Source organism: Pseudarthrobacter sp. KH_020_B (genome assembly GCF_057840185.1).
On sequence record NZ_CM174506.1, the window covers coordinates 4,651,493 to 4,672,795 of the forward strand.

General features: G+C 65.4%; 19 protein-coding genes. 6 read left to right on the forward strand and 13 right to left on the reverse strand.

All coding sequences use genetic code 11. The annotated features are described in order from the left end of the window. Positions 1-15 precede the first annotated feature (15 nt). From AC3IT0_RS21815 to AC3IT0_RS21845, 7 genes are all read right to left on the reverse strand, one after another. Positions 16-1,557 (reverse strand): S8 family serine peptidase, encoded by a 1,542-nt coding sequence (locus AC3IT0_RS21815; RefSeq protein ID WP_489321714.1) that lies wholly within the window; start codon positions 1,555-1,557, stop codon positions 16-18. A gap of 189 nt (positions 1,558-1,746) precedes the next feature. Then, positions 1,747-2,817 carry a Gfo/Idh/MocA family protein gene (locus AC3IT0_RS21820; protein WP_489321715.1) on the reverse strand — a complete coding sequence of 357 codons (1,071 nt, stop codon included), beginning with the start codon at positions 2,815-2,817 and terminating at the stop codon, positions 1,747-1,749. Between the two features lie 136 nt (positions 2,818-2,953). Then, positions 2,954-4,672, reverse strand: a complete 1,719-nt coding sequence (locus tag AC3IT0_RS21825; protein ID WP_489323868.1) for an ABC transporter family substrate-binding protein — start codon at positions 4,670-4,672, stop codon at positions 2,954-2,956. Positions 4,673-4,721: 49 nt separating this feature from the next. Beyond that, complete coding sequence (locus tag AC3IT0_RS21830) at positions 4,722-6,953, reverse strand: ABC transporter ATP-binding protein (RefSeq protein WP_489321716.1); 2,232 nt, start codon at positions 6,951-6,953, stop codon at positions 4,722-4,724. Continuing rightward, a complete protein-coding gene (locus AC3IT0_RS21835; RefSeq protein WP_489321717.1) occupies positions 6,950-7,924 on the reverse strand; it encodes an ABC transporter permease in 975 nt (324 codons plus the stop codon). Before AC3IT0_RS21835 ends, AC3IT0_RS21830 begins: the two co-directional genes overlap by 4 nt. 2 nt (positions 7,925-7,926) lie before the next feature. Next, positions 7,927-8,910 (reverse strand): ABC transporter permease, encoded by a 984-nt coding sequence (locus AC3IT0_RS21840; RefSeq protein WP_489321718.1) that lies wholly within the window; start codon positions 8,908-8,910, stop codon positions 7,927-7,929. 358 nt (positions 8,911-9,268) lie between these two features. Beyond that, positions 9,269-9,877: a TetR/AcrR family transcriptional regulator gene (locus AC3IT0_RS21845; protein WP_489321719.1), complete on the reverse strand. Its 609-nt coding sequence runs from the start codon at positions 9,875-9,877 to the stop codon at positions 9,269-9,271. A gap of 121 nt (positions 9,878-9,998) precedes the next feature. Between AC3IT0_RS21845 and AC3IT0_RS21850 the strand changes: the two genes are divergently transcribed. Together AC3IT0_RS21850 and AC3IT0_RS21855 are read left to right on the forward strand one after the other, a co-directional pair. Continuing rightward, complete coding sequence (locus AC3IT0_RS21850; protein ID WP_489321720.1) at positions 9,999-10,556, forward strand: NAD(P)H-dependent oxidoreductase; 558 nt, start codon at positions 9,999-10,001, stop codon at positions 10,554-10,556. A gap of 663 nt (positions 10,557-11,219) precedes the next feature. Next, positions 11,220-11,609 (forward strand): GerMN domain-containing protein, encoded by a 390-nt coding sequence (locus tag AC3IT0_RS21855; RefSeq protein ID WP_489321721.1) that lies wholly within the window; start codon positions 11,220-11,222, stop codon positions 11,607-11,609. A 78-nt stretch (positions 11,610-11,687) separates the two neighbouring features. Here AC3IT0_RS21855 and AC3IT0_RS21860 read toward each other — a convergent pair whose 3' ends face one another. Further along, entirely contained in the window at positions 11,688-12,533 is an 846-nt protein-coding gene (locus AC3IT0_RS21860; RefSeq protein WP_489321722.1) for an isocitrate lyase/PEP mutase family protein, read from the reverse strand. Between the two features lie 112 nt (positions 12,534-12,645). Between AC3IT0_RS21860 and AC3IT0_RS21865 the strand changes: the two genes are divergently transcribed. The 3 genes from AC3IT0_RS21865 to AC3IT0_RS21875 all read left to right on the forward strand — a co-directional run bounded on the left by AC3IT0_RS21865 (position 12,646) and on the right by AC3IT0_RS21875 (position 14,932). Beyond that, entirely contained in the window at positions 12,646-13,950 is a 1,305-nt protein-coding gene (locus AC3IT0_RS21865) for an aminotransferase-like domain-containing protein (protein WP_489321723.1), read from the forward strand. A gap of 52 nt (positions 13,951-14,002) precedes the next feature. Next, a complete protein-coding gene (locus AC3IT0_RS21870) occupies positions 14,003-14,431 on the forward strand; it encodes a universal stress protein (RefSeq protein WP_489321724.1) in 429 nt (142 codons plus the stop codon). 153 nt (positions 14,432-14,584) lie between these two features. Continuing rightward, complete coding sequence (locus AC3IT0_RS21875) at positions 14,585-14,932, forward strand: hypothetical protein (RefSeq protein ID WP_489321725.1); 348 nt, start codon at positions 14,585-14,587, stop codon at positions 14,930-14,932. Positions 14,933-14,941: 9 nt separating this feature from the next. On the opposite strand, the gene AC3IT0_RS21880 is transcribed toward AC3IT0_RS21875, so the two are convergent. From AC3IT0_RS21880 to AC3IT0_RS21900, 5 genes are all read right to left on the reverse strand, one after another. After that, positions 14,942-15,565: a phosphatase PAP2 family protein gene (locus AC3IT0_RS21880; protein ID WP_489323869.1), complete on the reverse strand. Its 624-nt coding sequence runs from the start codon at positions 15,563-15,565 to the stop codon at positions 14,942-14,944. Positions 15,566-15,585: 20 nt separating this feature from the next. Then, on the reverse strand, positions 15,586-17,028 hold the full coding sequence (locus AC3IT0_RS21885; protein WP_489321726.1) for a dihydrolipoamide acetyltransferase family protein: 1,443 nt from the start codon (positions 17,026-17,028) through the stop codon (positions 15,586-15,588). Positions 17,029-17,086: 58 nt separating this feature from the next. Beyond that, the gene (locus AC3IT0_RS21890) at positions 17,087-18,067 is read right to left on the reverse strand and encodes an alpha-ketoacid dehydrogenase subunit beta (RefSeq protein ID WP_489321727.1); all 981 of its coding nucleotides are present in this window, start codon (positions 18,065-18,067) and stop codon (positions 17,087-17,089) included. Beyond that, positions 18,067-19,350 (reverse strand): thiamine pyrophosphate-dependent dehydrogenase E1 component subunit alpha, encoded by a 1,284-nt coding sequence (locus tag AC3IT0_RS21895; RefSeq protein ID WP_489321728.1) that lies wholly within the window; start codon positions 19,348-19,350, stop codon positions 18,067-18,069. Before AC3IT0_RS21895 ends, AC3IT0_RS21890 begins: the two co-directional genes overlap by 1 nt. A 149-nt stretch (positions 19,351-19,499) precedes the next feature. Next, positions 19,500-20,618: a histidinol-phosphate transaminase gene (locus tag AC3IT0_RS21900; protein ID WP_489321729.1), complete on the reverse strand. Its 1,119-nt coding sequence runs from the start codon at positions 20,616-20,618 to the stop codon at positions 19,500-19,502. An 82-nt stretch (positions 20,619-20,700) separates the two neighbouring features. On the opposite strand from AC3IT0_RS21900, the gene AC3IT0_RS21905 reads away from it, so the two are divergent. Then, a complete protein-coding gene (locus tag AC3IT0_RS21905) occupies positions 20,701-21,129 on the forward strand; it encodes a phage holin family protein (RefSeq protein ID WP_489321730.1) in 429 nt (142 codons plus the stop codon). The last annotated feature ends 174 nt before the right edge of the window (positions 21,130-21,303 follow it).

Genomic DNA, 21,303 nt, shown 5'->3' on the forward strand with positions numbered 1-21,303 from the left:
ACTTTTTATCGGGGCTCAGCCGCCGATCGCGCGCAGGGCGTTCACCTGGCCGTGGCCGTTGAAGCCGTTGTAGCCGGCACCGCCCTGGCACACCTGGGGTGCGCCGTTGTCAACGGCCGGGAACGGCGCGTAGACGGACATGTCCGCCGGGCATGCCAGCTTGTCGGCGGTGTTGTTGATCCGCGAGGCCACAGTGCCGGGGTTGCTGACGCCGGTGCTCACCACCAGCGCGGCCACTCCGGCCACGTGCGGCGAAGCCATGGACGTGCCCTGCAGGTAGCAGTACTTCGCCCCTGCATCCACCACAGTCAAGGCGGCAGCACAGGGTGAAGCCGACGGCCAGGTGGACAGCACACGGCCGTTCTCGGCGGCCGGGGTCACCTGAAGGCGGCGGTCACCGCCGGGAGCAACCACCGATGCCGTGCCCACGCCATAGCTGGAGTAGTACGACTTGACCTGCTTGTTGCCGTTGGCCGTCACGCCGATCACGCCTGGAACCTCCACGGGAACCACGGCACAGGCGTTGGTGATGTCACGGGTGACGGGGGTGGTGTCATCCGGGCTGGTGACGTCCTGGGTGGGGTGCGCCAGGTCGTCGGACTGGTTGCCTTCGGCCGCCACCACGGTGGTGCCGCTTTGCTGGGCGAACCGGATGGCGCGGCGTTCGGCTTCCCAGATGGCGCGCTGGCCCGGATCGTTTTTGCAGTTGAAAAGCCAGGGATCGGCGAAGTAGCTGTTGTTGGTCACCTGGATCCCGTTGGTGCCTGCCCACATGAAGGCGCAGACCACGGCCTCGGGGAAGAAGAATCCGTCATCGTTGCCGGCCTTGATCCCGGCGATCTTCACGTTCGGGGCAACACCCACCATGCCGGTCCCGTTCTTGGCGGCAGCGATGGTCCCGGCCGTGTGGGTGCCGTGGCCGTTGGTGTCCATCCACGCCGCCGGGTCCTGGTTGGGGACGCCGCCAACGCAGGAAACGCTCTTGGAGAAGTCAACGTTCGGGGCAAGGTCCGGGTGCGTGTAGTCCAGGCCGGTGTCAATGTTGCCCACCACCACCGAGGCGCTGCCGCCGTTGATGGCCCGTGCCGCCGGGGCCTGGATCTGGTCCATGTCCCACTGCAGCCCGGAGAGGTTGTCGTTGCCCCGAGCCGGCTTTCCCGGTTCAACGGGCGCGGCGGCTACGTCGCCGGCGGCGTCGTCCTGCAGCCCCACGCCGAACGACGCCGTGGCGGCAGCACCCTGGACGGCCCCGTCCTTGGCGCGCAGCGTGGAACCGAAGCCCGCGCGGTCCGATTTCACGATTGCCACCCCGATCTGCGGGTAGCTCTGGACCAGGGTTCCACCGGCCTGCTCCAGCGCGGCCAGCGACGCAGCGCCCACGCCGTTGGCCTTGTACAGGACGATGTACGTCTGGGTCCCGGTCTGCGCACTCGCCTGGGTCCCGGCCTGGGTGGACTGGGCGCCCGCCGACACCGCCGCAGGAGCCGCGGCGGTGGACAGGCCAATGGCAAGCGCTATCGCCCCGATCGGCGCCACAAGCTTGGGGAATCTTTGCATGGTGTTGCTCCATTTCTGCCAGCCTGGGCAACACGCGATAGCAGGCCGCCCCTGGCAAGAGTCGCTGTTCACGATCCGGAGGGCTGTTTGCCACGGATTCTTCCGGGTAACACAGCGCCCAACAATGAGGTGTGGCCCACAACAGTGACCCTAGTGACTCACCTCACAACTTCACAAGAGCCAAATGCTTCACTGACCAGCGGTTTCAACAGCACGGGCTGATTCGATGATCTTCAGCACCTCGACGGCGTCTGCCGGGTCCACCGGGAGGGGCAGCCGGGAGGAGGCGCCGCCGTCGTCGATCTTGGCTGCCAGCAGCCGGTAGAACTCGGGGTAGGCGCCCCGCTCGGTGGGCAGGGGGTCGAGGTGGCCGTCGCGGCCCAGGGATCCTGCCCATTCCGGCGCCTCCACCCCGTATTCCGCGTCCAAGGGGCCGCCGCCGGCAACAATGTACGGTTCCTGGGGGTCGATCCCGTGCTTGGTGAAGCCACCGTTTGAGCCGAGGATCCGGAAGCGTGGGCCCTGCTGCGCGCACAGCAGGTTCATCGTCAGGTGGCTGAGGACACCGGAATCATGCCGGAGGACCACAAACGCGTCGTCGTCGGCCTTCTCGTCGGGACGCCGGATCACGAGTTCTGCGTGGATCACGGTGGCCGGCCCGAACAGCTGCAGGGCCTGATCGATGACGTGCGTTCCCAGGTCGAAGAGCGCACCGCCGCCGTCAGCCGCCGTGGCGCTGGCTTTCCAGGCCTTGGAAATCCCCGGAGACCAGCGCTCGAAGCTGGACTCGAAGCGGGCCACCGCGCCCAAGGCTTCCCCGGCCAGGAGCTTCCGGACGGTCAGGAAATCGCCGTCCCAACGCCGGTTGTGGAAGACGGTCAGCACGCGGCCCAGCTCTGCGGCCAATGCGACCAACTCGAGTCCCTGCGCACTGCTGACGGCGAACGGCTTGTCCACGACGACGTCGAGGCCTGCCTCCAGCGCCGCCTTCGCGAGGGGAAAGTGCGTGGCCGGCGGGGTCCCCAGCACCACAAGGTCAAGCTCATCGGCGAGCGCAAGGACAGCATCGCCGTCGGGCACTGTTTTGGTGCCAGGGTACCGCTGCGTCGCAGCAGCCTGCCGGCCGGCGTCGGACGTGGCAATGACGTCCAGCGAGTAGCGGGGGTCCGCCGCGATGAGCGGCGCGTGGAAAACGCTGCCGGACAGGCCATAGCCGACGACGGCGGTCCGGATACGGCGTTCGGGTTCAGTCCAGGTCATAAGGCAAGAGTACTGTCCGAACGCTCTCTCACATCCTGCACCGTTAACGCGAACGCTCTCTCACTACCCGACCGGGAGTGAGAGAGCGTTGCGGAAAAACCTGCAGGATGTGAGAGAGCGTCCCGGGGGTGGGGGGTTACTTCTTGATCCAGCCCAGGGTGGACCAGTCCGGAACCTGGGAGAGGCTCTGGAACAGGGACGGGCCGTAGTTGGCCAAGCCGGTGCGGACGAAGGAGATCTGCGGGCCGTTCATCACCACACCCATGGAGAAGTACTTCGCCATGTGTTCCTTTTCGACCTCCATGGCCGCCTTGTTGCGCTCGGCGTTGTCCTCGATGGAGGCGAGATCGGCGATCTTCTTGTCCAGCTCTGCGTCGCCCAGGCCGTTTTCGTTGACCTTGGAGTCGTAGTACTGCTTGACGGCATCGGTGGAATCCGGGCCAACGGTGTAGCCGGAGACGCTCATGTCGAAGTCGCGGCCGCCGATGACCTTGCCGAAGTCGGCGGAGGCCCGCTGGTCAATGCCAACATCCATGCCGCCGGCCTGGAGCTGCTTCTGCAGGGTCTGGGTGAAGGCAAGGGTGGTGGGGTCGTCACCGAAGTTGCTGATCTTGAAGGCGGCGGGCTTGCCGTCCTTCTCCATGATTCCCGCGGCGTTGGGCGCGTAGCCGGCGTCGGTCAGGACCTTCTTGGCAACGTCCGGACCGGTTTCCTTCACCGGGTAGTTGTCCTGGTAGTAGTCCGAGAACGGCAGGACCATCATGGAGCCGGAGCTGGGCTCTTCCCAGTTCAGGCCATTGAAGCGGACCTTGCGGAGGGCTTCGCGGTCGACGGCGGCGAAGATGGCCTCGCGGACGGCGACGTCGGTGATCTTCTGGGCGTTGATGTTCATGCCACCGGCGAAGAGGCGCTGGCCACGGCGGACCTCGGAGTCCTTGGTGCCTTCAAGCTGCTTGTACAGGGCGATAGTATTGGCAGACATGGCGTCGATTTCACCGTTCTTGAAAGCAGCGATCTGGGCGCTGGTTTCGAGCTGGCGGAAGACCACGTTTTCCAGCACCGGCTTGGTACCCCACCACTTATCGTTGGGGACCATGGTGACAGTCTTGGCTGCGGCGTCGTACTGGTCCACCTTGAAGGGGCCGGCCATCCATTCCGGATGCATTTCGCCCACGAAGCCTTCATTGAAGATTTCTGGGGTGTTCACGGCCGGGTGGATCAGGCCGAAGAAGAGCGTATCTACGGGGTACACCGGCTGGGTGGTTTTGACGATGATTTCCTTGTCGCTGCTGCCAGCCTCGACGGACTCCACGAATTCGTAGGCGCCCGAGCTCACGATGTCGTAGCCGGCATCCGGGCTCTTCAGGATGTTCCAGGTGTTCTGGAAGGCCTTGATGTCGATCGGTGTGCCGTCGTTGTACGTGGCCTTGTCGTTGACCTTGATGGTGACGGTCTGCTTGCCGTCCACCACCTTGCTCTCCACCGACTCGCAGAAGTCCTTGTTCGGTGTTGCCTTGCCGACGAAGTCGACCTTCCAGCAGCCGCCGATGCCGCCGCTGTTCACGGCCACCGGGTTGATCGGTGCCATCATCGCGGAGTTGTCCGAGCTGTTGCCGTTGTTGGAGAACCCGTTGAAATCCGGCCCGATGCTGCCAAGCGGCAGGGTGACCTTGCCGCCGGGCTCAAGATCCGCGGCTGGCTTCTCATTGATGCTGATGAGCTTGGCCAGATCACTGCCCGCCCCCTGCCCCTTGGCGGTTTCCGGTCCCGTGGGCGTTCCTCCACCGCCGCAGGCCGTCAGCGTCAGGGCTGCGGCAAGGGCCGCTGCGCCGCCGATCTTGGTCAGATTCCTCATGGTTTTCCCTTCATAGGTGCGGGTGGTGCTTGTCATGGGTCGAAAAAATCTACGGTGCATGGGGTTCCGCCGTTTCGTGAACCACCAGCATGTCCTCGTCCAGTTCGCCGTCAGGGAAGAAGCAGGCGAACTGCTGATCCGGCGTGGGCACCGGGCCGGCCTCCAGGACCTGCAGAGCCGGGGAAGGCTGCACGGTCTCCAGTGGCGGCTCAAGAGTGAGGCACCGTTCCTGCTTCGCCGCGGGCAGCGCCGCGAAGATGGGGCAGCGGGTGGCGAAGTTGCAGCCCTTCGGGGCATCCAGCGGAGACGGCAGGTCCCCTTGGAGGATGATCCGCTCCCGCGTTCGCTCGAACTGCGGATCCGGGACAGGTATCGCGGACAGCAGCGCGCGGGTATACGGGTGGCGTGGGTTGTCGAAAACCCGGTCCACCTCCCCGATCTCCACAATCTTGCCCAGGTACATCACAGCCACCCGGTTGGAGATGTGGCGGACCACGGACAGATCGTGGGCCACCATCAGGTAGCTCAGGCCCAGCTCCGCGCGGAGCTTGTCCAAGAGGTTGATGACGCCGGCCTGGACGGAGACATCCAGGGCTGACACCGGCTCATCCAGAACCACCAGCTTGGGGTTCACCGCCAAAGCCCGGGCGATGCCCACTCGCTGCCGCTGGCCGCCGGAGAACTGGTTTGGGAACCGGTTGACGTGGTCCGGCTGCAGGCCCACCAGATTCATCAGTTCCATGATGCGCTGCTTGATGGCCCGCTTATCCATGCCGGCGTTCTGGAGCGGCTCGGCCAGGACCTCATAGACGGTGAAGCGGGGGTCAAGGGCGCCGGTGGGATCCTGGAAAACCATCTGCATTTCCCTGCGCATGGCGCTTTTGGTCCTGGCGTCGGCGGCCTGCTTGTTGCTGATGCCGCCGATGATCACCTCGCCGTCCTGGTCCTTGTGGAACTCCATGATTTCCAGCAGGGTGGTGGTTTTGCCCGAACCGGACTCGCCCACAATGGAGAAGCACTCACCTTCGCGGATGTCGAAGCTCAGGCCGTCCACGGCCTTCACCGTGCCGATGCGCCGCTTGAGCAGGGCCCCCTTGGTCAGCGGAAAGTGCTTGCGGACATCCTTGAGTTCCAGCACGGTTGAGCGTTCCCCGCGCGGGATGTGGTCAAAGCGAGAGACGGGGACCGGCGGGGCGGAAAAAATCTCGTGGACATCCACGTCCCCGCCGAGGGAACCGGATTTGATGCAGGCCGCCTGGTGGTAACCAGTTCCCGGAACCGGGTTCAAGGAGGGCTCACCGGCCAGGCAGGCGTCGGTCACCAGCGGGCACCGCGGCGCGAAGGAGCAGCCGGTGGGAGTGTGGAGGAGGTTCGGCGGGATGCCGTCGATGGGGACCAGCGAGGATTTCTCCGCGACGTCCACGCGGGGCACTGCCCCCAGCAGGCCCATCGTGTAAGGCATCCGGGGATCGTAATAGATGTCATCCACGCTGCCGGTTTCCACCGGCTTGCCGGCGTACATCACCATGATGTCGTCGGCGATGCCCGCCACCACGCCCAGATCGTGCGTGATCATCACGACGGCGGCGCCCGTTTCCTCCTGCGCCGTATGCAGCACCTCAAGCACCTGGGCCTGGATGGTGACGTCCAGGGCCGTCGTCGGCTCATCCGCGATCAGCACGCGCGGGTTGTTGGCGATGGCGATGGCGATCATCACGCGCTGGCGCATACCGCCGGAGAACTCGTGCGGAAAGGCCCTGAGCCTGTTCCTGGGGCTGGGAATGCCCACCATCGCCAGGAGTTCGACGGCGCGGGTTTCCTTCGCCGCCTTGCTCATGCCCGGGTTGTGGATGGTGAGGGCCTCGGTGATCTGGGTTCCCACCGTATAAACGGGGGTGAGGGAGGACAGCGGGTCCTGGAACACCATGGCGATGTCGTTGCCGCGGTACGCGCACATAGCTTTGTCGCTGAGGCCCAGCAGTTCCTCGCCCTTGAGCCTGACCGAGCCGGAGATCTCGGCAGTGGCGGGCAGCAGGCCCATGATGGCCAGCGATGTCACCGATTTGCCGGACCCGGACTCCCCCACGATTCCCAGTGTCTTGCCGGGCAGCAGGTCGAAGTTGACGCCCCGAACGGCATGCACAGCGCCGTTTTCGGAGTTGAAGCTGACGTTCAGGTCCCGGACGGACAGGACAGCGTCCGACGGCGAGTGGAGACCGGCGATGTGGAGCCGCTCGGCCGCTGTGGGGGCCGGGTCAGCCGGCTCAAGGAAGGTGCTCATTTGATCTTCTTCTCTGCGCTGTTCTTTTTGGCCCGGCCAACCGAACTGGAGCTCGGGTCAAAGGCGTCACGCAGGCCATCGTTCATCATGGCCAGGGACCCCGTGAGCAGGAACATTACAGTGAGCGGGACCCAGAACATCCACGGGAAGGTCTGGACCTGGGACGTGGCGCCGCCAATCAGCACGCCGAGGCTCACATCCGGCACCTTGATGCCGATGCCGATGAAGGAGAAGGCCACTTCGGCCAGGATGGCCCCGGTGACGCCGCGGGTGATATCCAGGACCAGCAGCGACCCGATGTTGGGGACCAGGTGCCGCCATACGATGTGCCTCGGCGGGACGCCCATGTACTGGGCCGCCTTGACGAAGTCCCGCTGCATCAGCGACATGGACATTGAGCGGATCAGCCTCGCGGTCCCCATCCAGCTGAACACCAGGAGCACGATGATCAGCAGGAGCCAGCTGGGGAGGTTCTTCTTCAGGCCGTCACCTCCGCCGCTGGTGGCCACTGCCACCACCAGCAGGGCTGGCATCATGATGAGCGCCTCCAGGACGAAGAGCATCACCTTGTCCACTTTTCCGCCGAAATAGGCCATGGTGCAGCCGTAGACCGCGGCGACCAGGACGGACACCAGGCCCACAATCAGGCCGATCAGGATGGAGATCCTGGTGCCTTCGACAGTCATGGCGTAGAGGTCGATGCCTGCCTGCGACGTGCCCAGGAAGTGGTCGGCGGAAGGCGGCATGCCGATATTGAAGGGGTCGATGGTCTCCTTGTCCCAAGGAGTGAAGTACCCGCCGACGAAGGAGAAAATGGTCAGGCCCAGGAAAACGGCCAGCCCGGCGACGGCAGTTTTGTTCCGCATAAAGCGGCGGAAAATTATGGTGGATTTACCGATGACGACGTCGGCACTTTCCAGGTGTGCGTCCTGCGCCTCGGCAGCGGGGTCAACAGCGTTGAGGTTGGTCATGGCTACTGCACCCTCACTCTCGGGTCAACAAGCGTGGTGGCGAAGTCGGCCAGGATGGCGCCGATGGCGAAAATCACTGAGCCGTAGGCCAAGGTGGCGGTGGCGGCATTGACGTCCTGCAGCGAGATGGCGTCAATACTCCAGGAGCCCACGCCAGGCCAGGCGAAGATCTTCTCGGCGAAGAAGCCGCCGGCGAAGATGGCCGGGATGGTGAACGCGATGCTTTGGGCGACCGGGATGAAGGAAACCCGAAGGGCGTGACGGGTGATGGCCTGGTTCCGGGTCAGCCCCTTGGCGCGTGCCGTCCGGACGAAGTCCGCGTTGACGTTGTCCAGCAGGTACTGGCGCTGCGCGATCTGGTACGAACCCCAGCCGACGAGCGTGATGGCGATGGTAGGAACTGCATAGTGGGCCACCATGTCCACAAACTGCGCCCACCCGGGTTGCATGCCGGGCGTGGAGATGCCTGTCACGAAAAAGATGCGCTCCCCGACCGTTTCGTTGACGTTGATGGCACCGAGCTGAACCAGGAAGTAGGCAATGGGGGCGGGCACGATGTACGCGAGGTAGCTATAGGACGTGATCACCCGGTCCTGGAACTTGTACTGCCGGGCCGCCGAGTAGACCCCGAGGGCGACGCCGATGACCAGCGTCAGGATGATGGATGCGAGGAAGAGCCGGGTGGAAATCCACACACGGTCCCCGAATTCAGCGTTGATGAAGGCGCCGTTTGGGCTGCGTCCCCAGTCCCAGCGGGTCACGATCCCGGTGAGCCACTCAACGTAGCGCTCCCATGGGCTGAGGTCCGGATCCAGACCCTTCAGACGCATGGAATTGGCTACCTGCTCCGGCGTGGGACGGGGAATCCGTTCCTGTTCGAGGAGGGCCGGCTTGAGGGAGCTGACCGCCAGGAAATAGCCGGCTGACGTGGTCAGGAAAATCATAAAGACGTAGGTGATGCCGCGCTTGGCGAGGTAACTGATCATGTGGCGGCTACTTCAGCGTCGTCGCCACCAGGTTTGCGCAAGAGTCCAAGGGATCACCCTGGGCCACCAACGGACTATCTGCTTTCACTACATCCACGTTCCAGATCCTTCCGATTTCCCCGGTCAGCAACGGGTCTCGCCGCCACCGGGTCTCCACCAGCGTGTGGCCGGCCTCCCGCAACCAGCGCAGAACAAGTCCGGGTGGACTATGTTGCGGGTCACATTCCAGAGGAAACTACCACAGAGTAGCGCTCAAAATGCGGGCGCCTGAGCGGAAACTCGGCGCTCCGTATCAGATCGTTATGAATAATTCAGCGGAACTGATTTGACTGGACGGGTCGCTGGATTCAGGCGTATCCTACGGCCCGCGGACCACCCGGGTAACAAGTTCCCGCCAGGAGTCGGCCAGCCGTTCCGGCGCCAGGCCCTGGACGCGGACGGCGTGCAGGAGCCGGTCCGGATCCAGCGTTGCGGCCAGGGACATGGCCATCAGCAACGGGTCCGCATCCATGCCCTCCTCCCGGAGGAGGAGCTCGATGTGGCGCTGCCATAGCTTGACTGCCGGGACCTCGTACCGGCTGTGGGCCGAACCCTCGGCTGCCCTCGCCAGGTCCCCATGCTCCATCACATACGCGATCCGCTCAGCACCGAAGGCGATCAGCCGGTCCAGGCCCGGGGCGCCCGGCCCCAGGGGCGGCGGGCCGAACATAAAGCGGGCCTGGAAGGCGGCCTCGGAATCGCTCAGCAGCGTCATCATCAGCCCGGCGCGGCTGCCGAACCGGCGGAAGACGGTTCCCTTACCCACGCCGGCCCGCTCGGCCAGCCGGTCCATGGTCAGGGCGTCCGCCCCACACTCGGCAATCAGCTCCCGCGCCGCGCCCAACAGCCGCTCACGGTTCCGCGCAGCGTCACTGCGCTCAGCGGGCGGGCCGGAGAGCGAACCGGGTAGCAGCGGGACAAAGCTCACAGTCCATATCCTAGTCCCGGGAATAATAATCGGACTACGGTCCGTTTAGTCCATGAAGGCACCAAGCCTCCACCCTTCCACCGGCCAGCGGCCCAGCCGCGGCCCCAGTACAGGAGTCCGTATGTCGAAGAGCACCGTCCTTACCCTTGTTGGCAGCCTCCGCGCCGAATCCACCAACCAGAAGCTCGCCGAAGCCATCCAGCTGAACGCGCCCGAGCAGGTTGACGTGGTCATCCACGAAAGCCTGGGCAACATCCCGTTCTACAACGAGGACATCGACGTCGAGGGCCAGGTTCCCGCCGCAGCCGCCGCCCTCCGCGCCGCCGCCAACGACGCCGACACCATCCTCCTGGTGACCCCGGAACACAACGGCACCGTGCCCGCATCGCTGAAGAACGCCATCGACTGGCTGTCCCGCCCCTTCGGTGCCGGCGCCCTCTCCGGCAAGCCCACCGCCGTCGTCGGTACCGCATTTGGCCAGTTCGGTGGCGTGTGGGCACAGGACGAAGCCCGCAAGGCCGTGGGCATTGCCGGCGCCCACGTGCTTGAGGACGTCAAGCTCGCCGTCCCCGGCTCCATGGTCCGCTTTGCCGAGCTGCACCCGAAGGACGACGCCGAGGTAGTGGAGCAGATCAAGGACGTCTTCGACGCACTCGCCGCCGTCCCGCCGGCAGCGTAACGCAGCCGCACGCAGCAGCGCCACGCAACCAAATGCCCCGGGCACCGCAAGGTGGCCGGGGCATTTGTTATCGCAACGTGAGCGGACCGGCACTCATGCCCGTCCGCGTGACCAAGTCTTGTTCCAACCGGTACCGCGCGGGCATTTTCAGGATTGAGGGACCGCCGTAACGTTTAATGCACGGAAAGCATTGGGATGGAACGCGGTGCGGACATGGCAGGCAGGCGGAGCGCCGGAAGGCTGATGGCAACGGCGGCAGCACTTACGCTTCCGCTGTGGCTGGGATGCTGCACCCCCGGCCCCAACCCGTCTGCCGGGAGCAGCGTCCCGGCAGGCGCAACCTCCATTGAACGCTCCGATCCCACACGGCCACCCCTGGTTCCGGTTCCCCAGCCGCAGGCACCACCGCCCGCCGTCACGGCAACGCCTGAGGCTGCCATTCCGCCTGCCGCACCGCCCGACGCGCCTTCCGCGCCTTCCGGAGGCGCGGGGACTTCAGGGCCCGGCCCGGGCACCGCACCGGCGCCTGGGGCTGCTGCTGCGCCCGGCAGCGGGGGGGTACCCGGCACGAACCCGGCTGTCGGGACAAGCCCGTCGCCCACTCCTGAGCCCTCGGCGCCGCCGCCCGAGCCACCCGCTGGCAGGCCCGCCGGAACCCAGACAGTGACGGCTTACTACGTACTGCTCGACGACGGCGGCGCCAGTGGTGTGCGCTTTGGCTGCAATGACAGCCTGGCCGGCGCCCACCGGACCGTGGCCGGATCCGCGGAGCCCCTGGCCGCCGCCATGCGCGCCCTGCTGGACGGATCAGCTAAGCCGGCACCAGGTCTGTACAACGCCCTGACCGGCTCAACGCTCACATTCCTGTCCGGCACCTTCGACGGCACCGCCGTCACCGTCTACCTTTCCGGCACCATCCGCCCAGGGGGCGTGTGCGACATCCCCCGCATCGAGGCCCAGCTCACGCAGACCGCGGTCGCCTCGGTTGGAGCCATCCGGGCCGAGGTCTACGTCAACGGCGTGCGGCTGACCGAAGCCCTGAGCCTCAGGTAACGGCCCTGCCATTCAGGCATCAGGCGGCCCGTTCGCCCGGTGTGTCCGCCAGCCCAGTGTGTCCGTCAGCCCAGTGTGTCAGGAGTCAAAAAGCGCATCCATGGCCGCGTGGCTGCGCGCCCCCGCCAATGCGGACCAGTTGCCATCGCCCAGGATTTCCGCCGCGACCCTGGACACAGTGGAGTAAGCCGCCTTGGCTGTGTTGCCGCCGATGCTGATGCGCCGCACGCCGGCGTCGTGCAGTTCACCTACCGACGGCGCCCCCACCCCCGCGAGCGCGTTCAGCGGGGCGGGAATGCGGCGGGAGAGTTCGTGCAGGACGTGGAGGTCCGTCACGCCCGGGACAAAAATGCCGCTGGCCCCGGCCGCGAGGTAGGCCTCGGCGCGGAGCACCGTCTCGTCAAAGGCGTGGTCCGCGTAGTTGCCGGACAGGTAGGTATCGGTTCGGGCGTTGAGGAAAAGTTCGACGCCGGCCGTTGCGGCAGTCTCCCGGATCAGGGCCAGGCGACGGCACTGTTCATCCACTCCGGTGAGCGGCTGCTCACCGGAGTCCTCGAAGTTCACCCCCACCGCGCCGGCGTCGAGCACTGCGCGGATAGTGTCCTTGAGCAGGGCGTGATCGTAGGTTTCACCGCCGCCGGCGTAGCCGGTCTCGATGTCGGCCGTCACGGGAAGACTGGTGGCCGCAACGATCCTCTTCAGCGCGTCCACGGCGAGTCCACGAGGCAGCCGGTTACCGTCCGCGAAGCCCAGGCTCCAGGAAATGCCGGAGCTGGACGTGGCGATGGCGGCGGCCCCGGCCTCCTCAACCAGCTTGGCGGATGCCGCGTCCCAGGCGTTGACAAGCAGGAGCGGCGGACGGCCGGGCTCATGGAGCGCGTGGAATGTGGCGGCGTTCGTGGCGGACGGAGGACGCGTTGTCATTGGTCCATTCCAGCCCCTTGTGGTGGGGACGTAAAGGGTCCCAGCCAAAGACAAGGGCCGTCTGATCAACAGATGTTGCCTGATCGGCAACTATCGGCTGTATCCTGAGGATGTGACCCACGAAACACTTAATGCCGGCGAAGTGCAGTTACCGGCCGAAGCCATTGATGCCATCGAGCGCGCGGCCACGTCCGCCCACCGCGCCGCCCATCCCCACGAGGCGCTGTTTTCGGAGCGCGCCGCCAACATCAGGCAATCCGCGGTCCGGGACGTCTTTGACATCTCGATGCGCCCGGGGCTGGTGTCCCTCGCCGGGGGCAGCCCGTACCTGCAGTCCCTGCCGCTTGAGCGGCTGGCGGCGACGGCTGCCGGCATCATCGCCGACGACGGGCTGACCGCACTGCAGTACGGCGGCGGGCAAGGCACGGAAGAACTGCGCACCCAGATCTGCGACGTAATGGCGGCAGAAGGAATTCTGGACGCGCTCCCGCAGAACGTGGTGATCACTGCGGGCTCCCAGTCAGCCCAGGATGTGGCCACCAAGGTCTTCTGCAACCCGGGGGACGTGGTGCTGGTGGAGAACCCCACCTATGTGGGCGCCCTCAATACGTTTGAGGCCTACCAAGTGGAGGTGGCCACCGTGGCGATGGACGACGACGGCCTGGTGCCTGAGCTGTTGGAGGCGCGGATCGCCGCGCTCCAGACAGCCGGGAAGAACATCAAGTTCCTCTACACCATCCCCAACTTCAACAACCCCTCAGGGATCACCCTGGCGCAGGAACGCCGCCAGCGGGTTGTTGATATATGCCGGAACGCGAATATTATCGTGCTGGAAGACAACCCGTATGGGCTGCTCCGGTACAGCGGGAAACCGCTGGAACCGCTCCGCGCGGCCAACCCCGGCGATGTCATCTACATGGGATCGTTCTCCAAGATCTTTGCCCCTGGTCTCCGCATCGGCTGGGCATTGGTCCCGCAGCACCTCCAGCGGCGCTACTACCTGGCATCCGAATCTGTCACGCTGTGCCCGCCGACGCTGAACCAGATGCTGGTGTCCGCCTACCTCAGGGATTATGACTGGAAGGGCCAGATCGAGACTTACCGCGGACTCTACGCCGAACGATGCACGGCAATGCTCGCCGCCCTGGACGAACACATGCCCGCCGGCACCAGCTGGACCAACCCGGAGGGAGGCTTCTTCGTCTGGGTCACGCTGCCGGAAGGCGTGGATACCTATCCCCTGCTGCAGAAGGCCATCGACGCCGGCGTCGTCTTTATCCCCGGGGCTGCCTTCACCCCGTCCGATTCACCGTCCAATAAGCTGCGGCTGGCGTTCAGCGCGGTGCCGCCCGACGCCATCAAGGAAGGTGTCCGCCGTTTGGCCCCGGTACTGCGCGAAGCCCTTGCAGCGCTGTAACGTTGGCCAAACTGAGTGTGGCCAAGATTGATACTGAACAAGGAGTACAAGGATGAGCGGAATTATTGTTGTCGGAGTTGACGGCAGCGGCACCGCCAAGAAGGCCGCCGAATCGGCCCGGGATCTCGCCGCCGCCGTGGGCGCCTCGCTGCACGTCGTCTCAGCCTTCGACAGCGACCGTACCGAGATCTTCGGCACGGGCAGCGACCAGTGGATCGTTTCCGACGCCGACGGTGCCGAGCACGTTGCCAAGACAGTGGCCGAGGCCCTGGCCGGTTCCATCAAGGTGACCTACTCGGCCGCCCGCGGCAAGCCTGCCGACGCGCTCATCAAGGAAGCCGAGCGCCTGGACGCCAAGATGATCGTGGTAGGCAACCGGCGGATGCGCGGCATTGGCCGGGTCCTGGGAAGCGTGGCCAACAGCGTGGCCCACAATGCCACGTGCGACGTCTACATCGCCAACACCTACGACGCCGACTGACTGACAACGGGACACCATGCACCTGCCCTACCGCGGCGGTGCATGGTGTCCGTTCTCACCACTTCAAGGCCGGTTTCAGCCCCCGGCAGGCGATAAAATGGAAGTGCCTCAACGGAGCGGACAACCACTCTCCACTCCAGCCAAAGGGACCCCTTGATCACTCTTCAGCGCCGCCAGCTTGTAGGCCACGACATCCTCCTGGCCCGCCACGGCAACCACATCTCCTCCATGCGGGTGGACCGCGGCAACGGCCGCGTGATTGCCCTGCTGGATGACGGCTCCGTGGACAGCGCACCCAACCTCATCGCGCCGGGACTGCGCCTGCCGGCCACCGTGCAGAGTGTCCTGCGAGAGGACTCGAAGTTCTTCGCGGCCCTCTCAGGCGTAGCCATGATCCTCGGCGGCCTGATCTTCGCGACATCCGCGGGCCTGGCCGGAACCCTGGCCGGGGATCCCGAGATGGTCGAGATGCTGACGGCCTACTCCGCCTACGGCTACTGACCCGCACGCTTATTGCTGGATCAGCCAGCCGCGCAGGACCCACCACAGGCCCGCCATCACCAGGCCACCAAGCAGCGAACCGGCCAGTACCTGCGCCAGGGTATGTGCGCGGAGCACCACGCGCGACCAGCCGACGGCGGGTACCAGCAACAGCAGCGGCAGCCACGCCGGACCGAGCATCAGGACGGCAATAACCGCCGCCGACGACACCGCGGCCGCGTGGCCGCTCATCTTCCAGAAGGGGCTCACGGCGGCGAGCACAATGATGCCCGCGACGATGGCCAGCACCATGACCATCACACTTCGCGGCGCACCGGCAGCTTGCAGCACCATGAGACCGGCGGCCACAGACGCCAGCGCCATGAGCAGCACGGGTGCCCGCTGTTTCCTGTTGCTGACGTGGTGGTCCGTGACCTTGCCCAGCCTCACGAGCCCCAGGAGCACGAGGAGCGGCAGCACGCACACAAACAGCGCAGCCAAGGCTCCATAGCCGATGGTGCCGGGAAATCCGGCCTCTACCACAAGGCTGATCAGCAGCTGAAGTGTCACCACCACCGGCGGCTGGAACACCTCTGTCAGCCATCTGGCTGTACGGTTCCTGGCCAGGACGGCGGTCTGGTTAACTGTTCCGATGTTCTTGGTCCCGGCGCCCCCTAGTCCAGCAGGAGCGCTGGCTCCTCAAGGATCGCGGCGACGTCGGCCATAAAGCGGGCGGACAGGTCCCCGTCCACCACCCGGTGGTCAAAGGAACCGCCGAGTGTGGTGATCCAGCGCGGAATGACCTCGCCGTCCAGGACCCAGGGCTTCTGCTTGATGGTTCCGAAGGCCACGATGGCCACTTCGCCCGGGTTGATGATGGGCGTTCCCGTATCGATCCCCAGCGCACCGATGTTGGTGATGGTGAGCGTTCCGCCCTGCATTTCGGCAGGCTGGGTCTTGCCGGCCCGGGCCGTGGTGGCCAGGTTGTTCAGCGCCAGCGCCAGCTCCTTGAGCGACAGGTCCTGCGCGTCCTTGATGTTCGGAACCATCAGCCCGCGCGGGGTGGCTGCGGCGATGCCGAGGTTCATGTAGTGCTTGACCTGGATCTCCGCGGCATCGGTTCCGTCCACGTTGTCCACCCAGGTGGCGTTGACGCTGGGGTTCCGGGCTGCGGCCCAAATTACGGCCTTGGCCAGGATCAGCAGCGGCGAAACCCTGATTCCCTCAAAGTCGCGTGAAGCCTTCAGCCGCTTGACGAACTCCATGGTCCGGCTGGCATCAACATCAACAAAGATGCTTACGTGCGGGGCCGAGAACGCCGACTCAACCATGGCCTTGGCCGTCGCCTTGCGGACGCCCTTGACCGGAATTCGTTCGATCCGCTGGTCCTGCGGCTTGCCGGCCTTGCCCCAGAAACCCTCGGCCTGGTCCAGCTCTGCATCGCGCTGGGACTGGTAGCTGACCAGGTCCTCGCGCGTGACTTCGCCGCGGGAGCCGGTGGCCACCACATCGGCGAGGTCGATCCCCAGATCCCGGGCGATCTTGCGGACGGGCGGCTTGGCCAAGACGCGGTTCACGAGGCCGGTGATGGTTCCGCCGAGGGTGGGACGGTTATCGACGGCTTCGGTGATTGCCTGGGTCTCGACAGGCTCGACCACCGGATTTTCGGTGATTGAGCTCGTCGAAATCCCCGGAACCACGGCGGCAGGTGCCGCCTTCCGGGGACGGCGCTTGACGGCGTCGGCTTTAGGGCCCGATCCCACCAGCGGACCGCCGGCCAGGGCACTGCCTGAAGTGCCGCCGTCGTCCGCGGGAAGCTTGCCGTACAGCGGCTGGGCAGGGGCCGGAACATCGGCCGGTGTCGGGTCACCGGAGACGGCGTCCGAGACGCTGATGATGGCCGTTCCGACGTCGATGGTCACGCCTTCGGGGACCAGCAGCTCGGTGACGGTGCCGGCGAAGGGGGACGGCAGCTCAACGAGCGACTTGGCGGTCTCGATCTCGCACAGGACGTCGTTGATGGCAACAGTGTCCCCCGGCTTGACCTTCCAGGCTACGATTTCCGCCTCGGTAAGGCCTTCGCCCACGTCGGGCAGGTTGAACTTGTTCAGAGTCATGATGTCCTCTTTCGCGGCAAGCGTGAGCGGGAAGCGTGAGCGGGGAAGGTGCCTGCGCCTAGTAGGCCAGGGCGCGGTCCAGCGCCTCGAGGATGCGGTCGATGTCGGGGAGGTAGTCTTCCTCGACCTTGGCCACCGGGTATGGCATGTGGAAGCCGCCCACACGGATCACGGGAGCCTCCAGTGAGAGGAATGCGCGTTCACTGATCCGGGCAGCAATCTCGCCGCCGATGCCGCCGAACGTCGGCGCCTCATGCGCTACCACGAGCCGGCCTGTCTTCTTGGCGGACGCCGTGACGGTGTCGAAGTCGATCGGCGAAATGGAGCGCAGGTCGATGACCTCGATGCTGTGGCCGTCCTCGGCAGCGGCGTCGGCAGCGGCAAGGGCCACCGGCACCAGCGGTCCGTAGGCCACCACTGTGGCGTCCGTGCCCTCGCGGAGCACATGCGCTTTGAAAGGATCGGCCGACGCGCCAGGCGACTCGGTATCAACCTCGCCCCTGAGCCAGTAGCGGCGCTTAGGTTCAAAGACGATCACGGGGTCCTGGCACTCCACTGCCTGCCGGATCATCCAGTAGGCGTCGTGGGCGTTGGACGGTGTGATGATGCGCAGGCCGGCCGTGTGGGCGAACAGCGCCTCCGGTGATTCCGAATGGTGCTCAATGGAGCCGATACCGCCGCCGTAAGGGATCCGCACAACGACGGGAACGGTGAGGTTGCCGTTGCTGCGGGCGTGCATTTTGGCCAGCTGGGTGGTGATCTGGTTGAAGCCTGGGAACACAAACCCGTCGAACTGGATCTCGCAGACGGGCAGGTAGCCGCGGAGGGCCAGGCCAATGGCCGTGCCGATGATGCAGGACTCGGCGAGCGGTGTGTCCACAACGCGGTCCGCGCCGAACTCCGCGAGGAGGCCGTCCGTGACGCGGTAGACGCCGCCAAGGGCCCCGATGTCCTCGCCCATGAGCAGGGTCCGCTGGTTGTTGTCCAGGGTGGCGCGCAGGCCCTCGTTGATGGCCTTGGCTATGGTCATGGTGGTCATCAGCGGGCCACTCCTGTCGCTGCTTCATCTTGGTCCGCGCCACGTGGTTGCGTGCTGCTGGTTTCCGCAGTGTCGGCGAACCCTGCGCTGTATTCCTCAAACCAGGCCAGTTCCTCGGCCACCAGGGGGTGGGCCTCGACATACGTGTTGGCGAAGGCGGTCCGGATGTCCGGGGTGTCAAGGTCGTAGGTCGTCTTGCGCACGTAGGCGGCGAGTTCGTCGCCGTCAGCCTTGACCTGATCGAAGAACGCGTCATCGGCCAGCCCCTCGGCCCGGAGGTACTTTTCCAGGCGGTCAAGCGGATCCTTGGCTCGCCACAGGGTTTCCTCGGCGGATTCCCGGTACTTTGTGGGGTCATCAGCCGTGGTGTGCGCACCGACGCGGTACGTGAACGCCTCGATCAGCACCGGCCCCTTGCCCTCGCGGGCATGCTCGAGCGCCCACTCGGTCACGGCATGGACGGCGATCGCGTCGTTGCCGTCCACCCGGATTCCCGGGAAACCGTATCCCTTGGCACGGTTGGACAGCGGAATGCGGGTCTGCACCGAGCTGGGAACGGAGATGGCCCAGTGGTTGTTCTGGCAGAAAAACACCACCGGCGCGTTGTAGGAGGAGGCGAAGACCATGGATTCGTGGACGTCGCCCTCGGAACTGGCGCCGTCACCGAAGTAGACCATCACCGCGGCCTTGGGCTCGGCCGGCCGGTCCTGCGCCCCATTCGCGGCGACTGCGGCGGCCGCGAGCTTCTGGTCCCGCTGGATCCCCATGGCGTACCCGACGGCGTGCGGGGTCTGCGCGGCGAGGACCAGGGTGTAGAGATGGAAGTTGGTGTCCTTCGGGTTCCACCCGCCGTTCGATACGCCGCGGAACTGGCGCAGGAGCTCCGCGAGGTCCACATTGCGGGTCAGCGCCACGCCGTGCTCACGGTACGTGGGGAAGATGTAGTCCTGCGGCTGGCTGGCGCGCCCGGAGCCGATCTGGGCTGCCTCCTGGCCGGTCAGCGGGACCCACAGGGCTAGCTGTCCTTGGCGCTGGAGTGCGGTGGCCTCTACGTCAAAGCGGCGGATCTTGGCCATGTCAGCATAGAAGCCACGCAGCTTTTCACCGTCCAGCCGATCCGCATACGCGGAGAAGACCGGGTCCGTCCCCAAGGTCCCGTCAGGCGCCAGCAGCTGCACCATAGGCTCGGCCGGGCTGCCCAGTTGGGCCTCGGCCTCGGCCTCGAGCTGGTCGTCTGCCGCTGTCTCATCGAACTCGGTGGAGGGCAGATGTGTGGCGCCCATACCGTCTCCTTGCTTGCCGCATGCGGATGCATTGCAATGTCGCTGGGATATATGCCGCCAGAGGAATGCATTCCCGTGTTGGCATATATATTGGCTTACTGGACCTTACTTTATCTTCAGTAGGTGCCGCTCCTGATGCATGTTAAGCGCTAGGAACGTCGTGGCGCCTTTGTATAGTTCGCACAGAGCTCGAGGAACCGGCTGTTGGCCTCTGCCTCCCCGATGCTGACGCGCACGCCTTCGCCGCCGAATGCGCGCACGGAAAGCGCCTGCGTGCCCGCCAGGTCGGCAAATTCCGAGCTGTTTTCGCCCAGGTTCAACCAGACGAAGTTGCCCTGCGCCTCGGGTACAAACCAGCCGAGGTCACGCAGTCCGGAGGTTACCCGGGTTCGTTCGTCAACGATGCTTTGTACCCTTTCTACAACCAGGGGGTAATTCTGCAGCGAGACAATGGCTGCTTTCTCAGCGATCTGTGACACGGCGAAGGGCGTGGCCGCCACGCGCAGGTACTGGGTCAGCACGGGGTTCGAGACGCTATATCCCACGCGCAGGCCCGCCAGCCCGTGCGCCTTGGAGAACGTCCGAAGCACCACAACGTTCGGGTATTTGCGGTACATCGCGATGCCGTCCACGGCATCGTTGGCGCGGACGAACTCCTGGTAGGCCTCATCAATCACTACTACGACGTCGGACGGGACCGACTGGATGAACCGCTCCGTTTCGGCAGTGGTCAGGATGGGACCGGTGGGGTTGTTCGGGGTGCAGAGCAGGATGACCCTGGTGCGGACCGTGACGGCTGCAGCCATGGCATCAAGGTCGTGGCGGCCCTCGGCCGTCAGCGGAATGCGGACACTTTCCGCACCCACCAGGCCCACGCTGATGGGATACGCCTCGAAGGACCGCCACGCATAGATCACTTCGTCCGCTTTGCCGTCGTCGTTCTGGCCGGCGAATGTGGACAGCAACTGGCTGAGGGCGCCGAGGCTGCCGGCGCCGGTGACCACGTCCTCGGCCGGCACGGCCAGGAACTCGGCGAGCGCCGCGCGAAGCTTGCTGCTGAGGGGATCGGGGTAGCGGTTGAAGTCCGTCTGGTTGGAAATCGCCTCCAGCACTGCCGGAAGAGGGGGCAGGGGGTTCTCGTTGGAGGAGAGCTTGTAGCTAGCCAGCCCATCCACGGCGACGGGAGGCTTTCCTGCGGCGTAGCGGGGAAGCCGGCCAACCACGGGGCGCGGCCGGATTTCGCCAGGCAGGATCTCTGATGAAGTCATGCAAACTAGCCTACTTCGCCTGAACGGCACGGGCCGGGCGGGCGCCCAGGCGGGGCTCAGGGCAGTGTGACAGCATGGGCTTATGCGCTCTTTTATTGTTCGAGTCCTGATCAACGGGCTGGCCCTCTGGATTGCCAGCTGGATACTGCCGGGCCTGGATATCTCAACTTCGGCCACTACCGAGGCGGTGGCCAACTCGGGCGTAACCCAGGGCACGGAGCCTGTCGGCATCATTCTCGCGTACCTGTTTATCGGGTTGATCTTCGGTGTGGTGAACGCGTTTGTCCGCCCCCTGGTCAGCCTCCTGTCCTTGCCCATCACCATCCTCACGCTGGGCCTGTTCACCATCGTCATCAACGCCGCCATGCTGTATCTGACGTCCTGGCTCAGCAGCTACACGCCGGTGCATTTCACCATCGACTCGTTCTTCTGGACGGCGGTCCTCGCGGCGATCATCATCACCCTCATTTCGCTGGTTGCCGGGCGGCTGACAGGCGCCGGCAAGCGCTGACCCGCGGATCACCTCGCCCGGTCAATCTCAGACGCCCGCGGTGGAGGCTGAGGCATGGGCCTCGGTACCGGCTCAGGTGGCTTCGAACGGGTCAGGGCGAAGCGCGTGGCCGTTGCCGTGCCACCGGCTCCGAGCACGCCGCCCAGAACCGCGGTTGACGCCATCAGAGAGGGA

What these genes read in the sequence shown, in the direction of transcription:
- AC3IT0_RS21820 (WP_489321715.1), bottom strand. Translation starts at nt 2,817, where the DNA reads ATGACCTGGACTGAACCCGAACGCCGTATCCGGACCGCCGTCGTCGGC.
- AC3IT0_RS21905 (WP_489321730.1), top strand. Translation starts at nt 20,701, where the DNA reads ATGCGCTCTTTTATTGTTCGAGTCCTGATCAACGGGCTGGCCCTCTGG.
- AC3IT0_RS21895 (WP_489321728.1), bottom strand. Translation starts at nt 19,350, where the DNA reads ATGGGCGCCACACATCTGCCCTCCACCGAGTTCGATGAGACAGCGGCA.
- AC3IT0_RS21885 (WP_489321726.1), bottom strand. Translation starts at nt 17,028, where the DNA reads ATGACTCTGAACAAGTTCAACCTGCCCGACGTGGGCGAAGGCCTTACC.
- AC3IT0_RS21900 (WP_489321729.1), bottom strand. Translation starts at nt 20,618, where the DNA reads ATGACTTCATCAGAGATCCTGCCTGGCGAAATCCGGCCGCGCCCCGTG.
- AC3IT0_RS21870 (WP_489321724.1), top strand. Translation starts at nt 14,003, where the DNA reads ATGAGCGGAATTATTGTTGTCGGAGTTGACGGCAGCGGCACCGCCAAG.
- AC3IT0_RS21825 (WP_489323868.1), bottom strand. Translation starts at nt 4,672, where the DNA reads ATGAGGAATCTGACCAAGATCGGCGGCGCAGCGGCCCTTGCCGCAGCC.
- AC3IT0_RS21860 (WP_489321722.1), bottom strand. Translation starts at nt 12,533, where the DNA reads ATGACAACGCGTCCTCCGTCCGCCACGAACGCCGCCACATTCCACGCG.
- AC3IT0_RS21815 (WP_489321714.1), bottom strand. Translation starts at nt 1,557, where the DNA reads ATGCAAAGATTCCCCAAGCTTGTGGCGCCGATCGGGGCGATAGCGCTT.
- AC3IT0_RS21850 (WP_489321720.1), top strand. Translation starts at nt 9,999, where the DNA reads ATGTCGAAGAGCACCGTCCTTACCCTTGTTGGCAGCCTCCGCGCCGAA.
- AC3IT0_RS21830 (WP_489321716.1), bottom strand. Translation starts at nt 6,953, where the DNA reads ATGAGCACCTTCCTTGAGCCGGCTGACCCGGCCCCCACAGCGGCCGAG.
- AC3IT0_RS21890 (WP_489321727.1), bottom strand. Translation starts at nt 18,067, where the DNA reads ATGACCACCATGACCATAGCCAAGGCCATCAACGAGGGCCTGCGCGCC.
- AC3IT0_RS21835 (WP_489321717.1), bottom strand. Translation starts at nt 7,924, where the DNA reads ATGACCAACCTCAACGCTGTTGACCCCGCTGCCGAGGCGCAGGACGCA.
- AC3IT0_RS21840 (WP_489321718.1), bottom strand. Translation starts at nt 8,910, where the DNA reads ATGATCAGTTACCTCGCCAAGCGCGGCATCACCTACGTCTTTATGATT.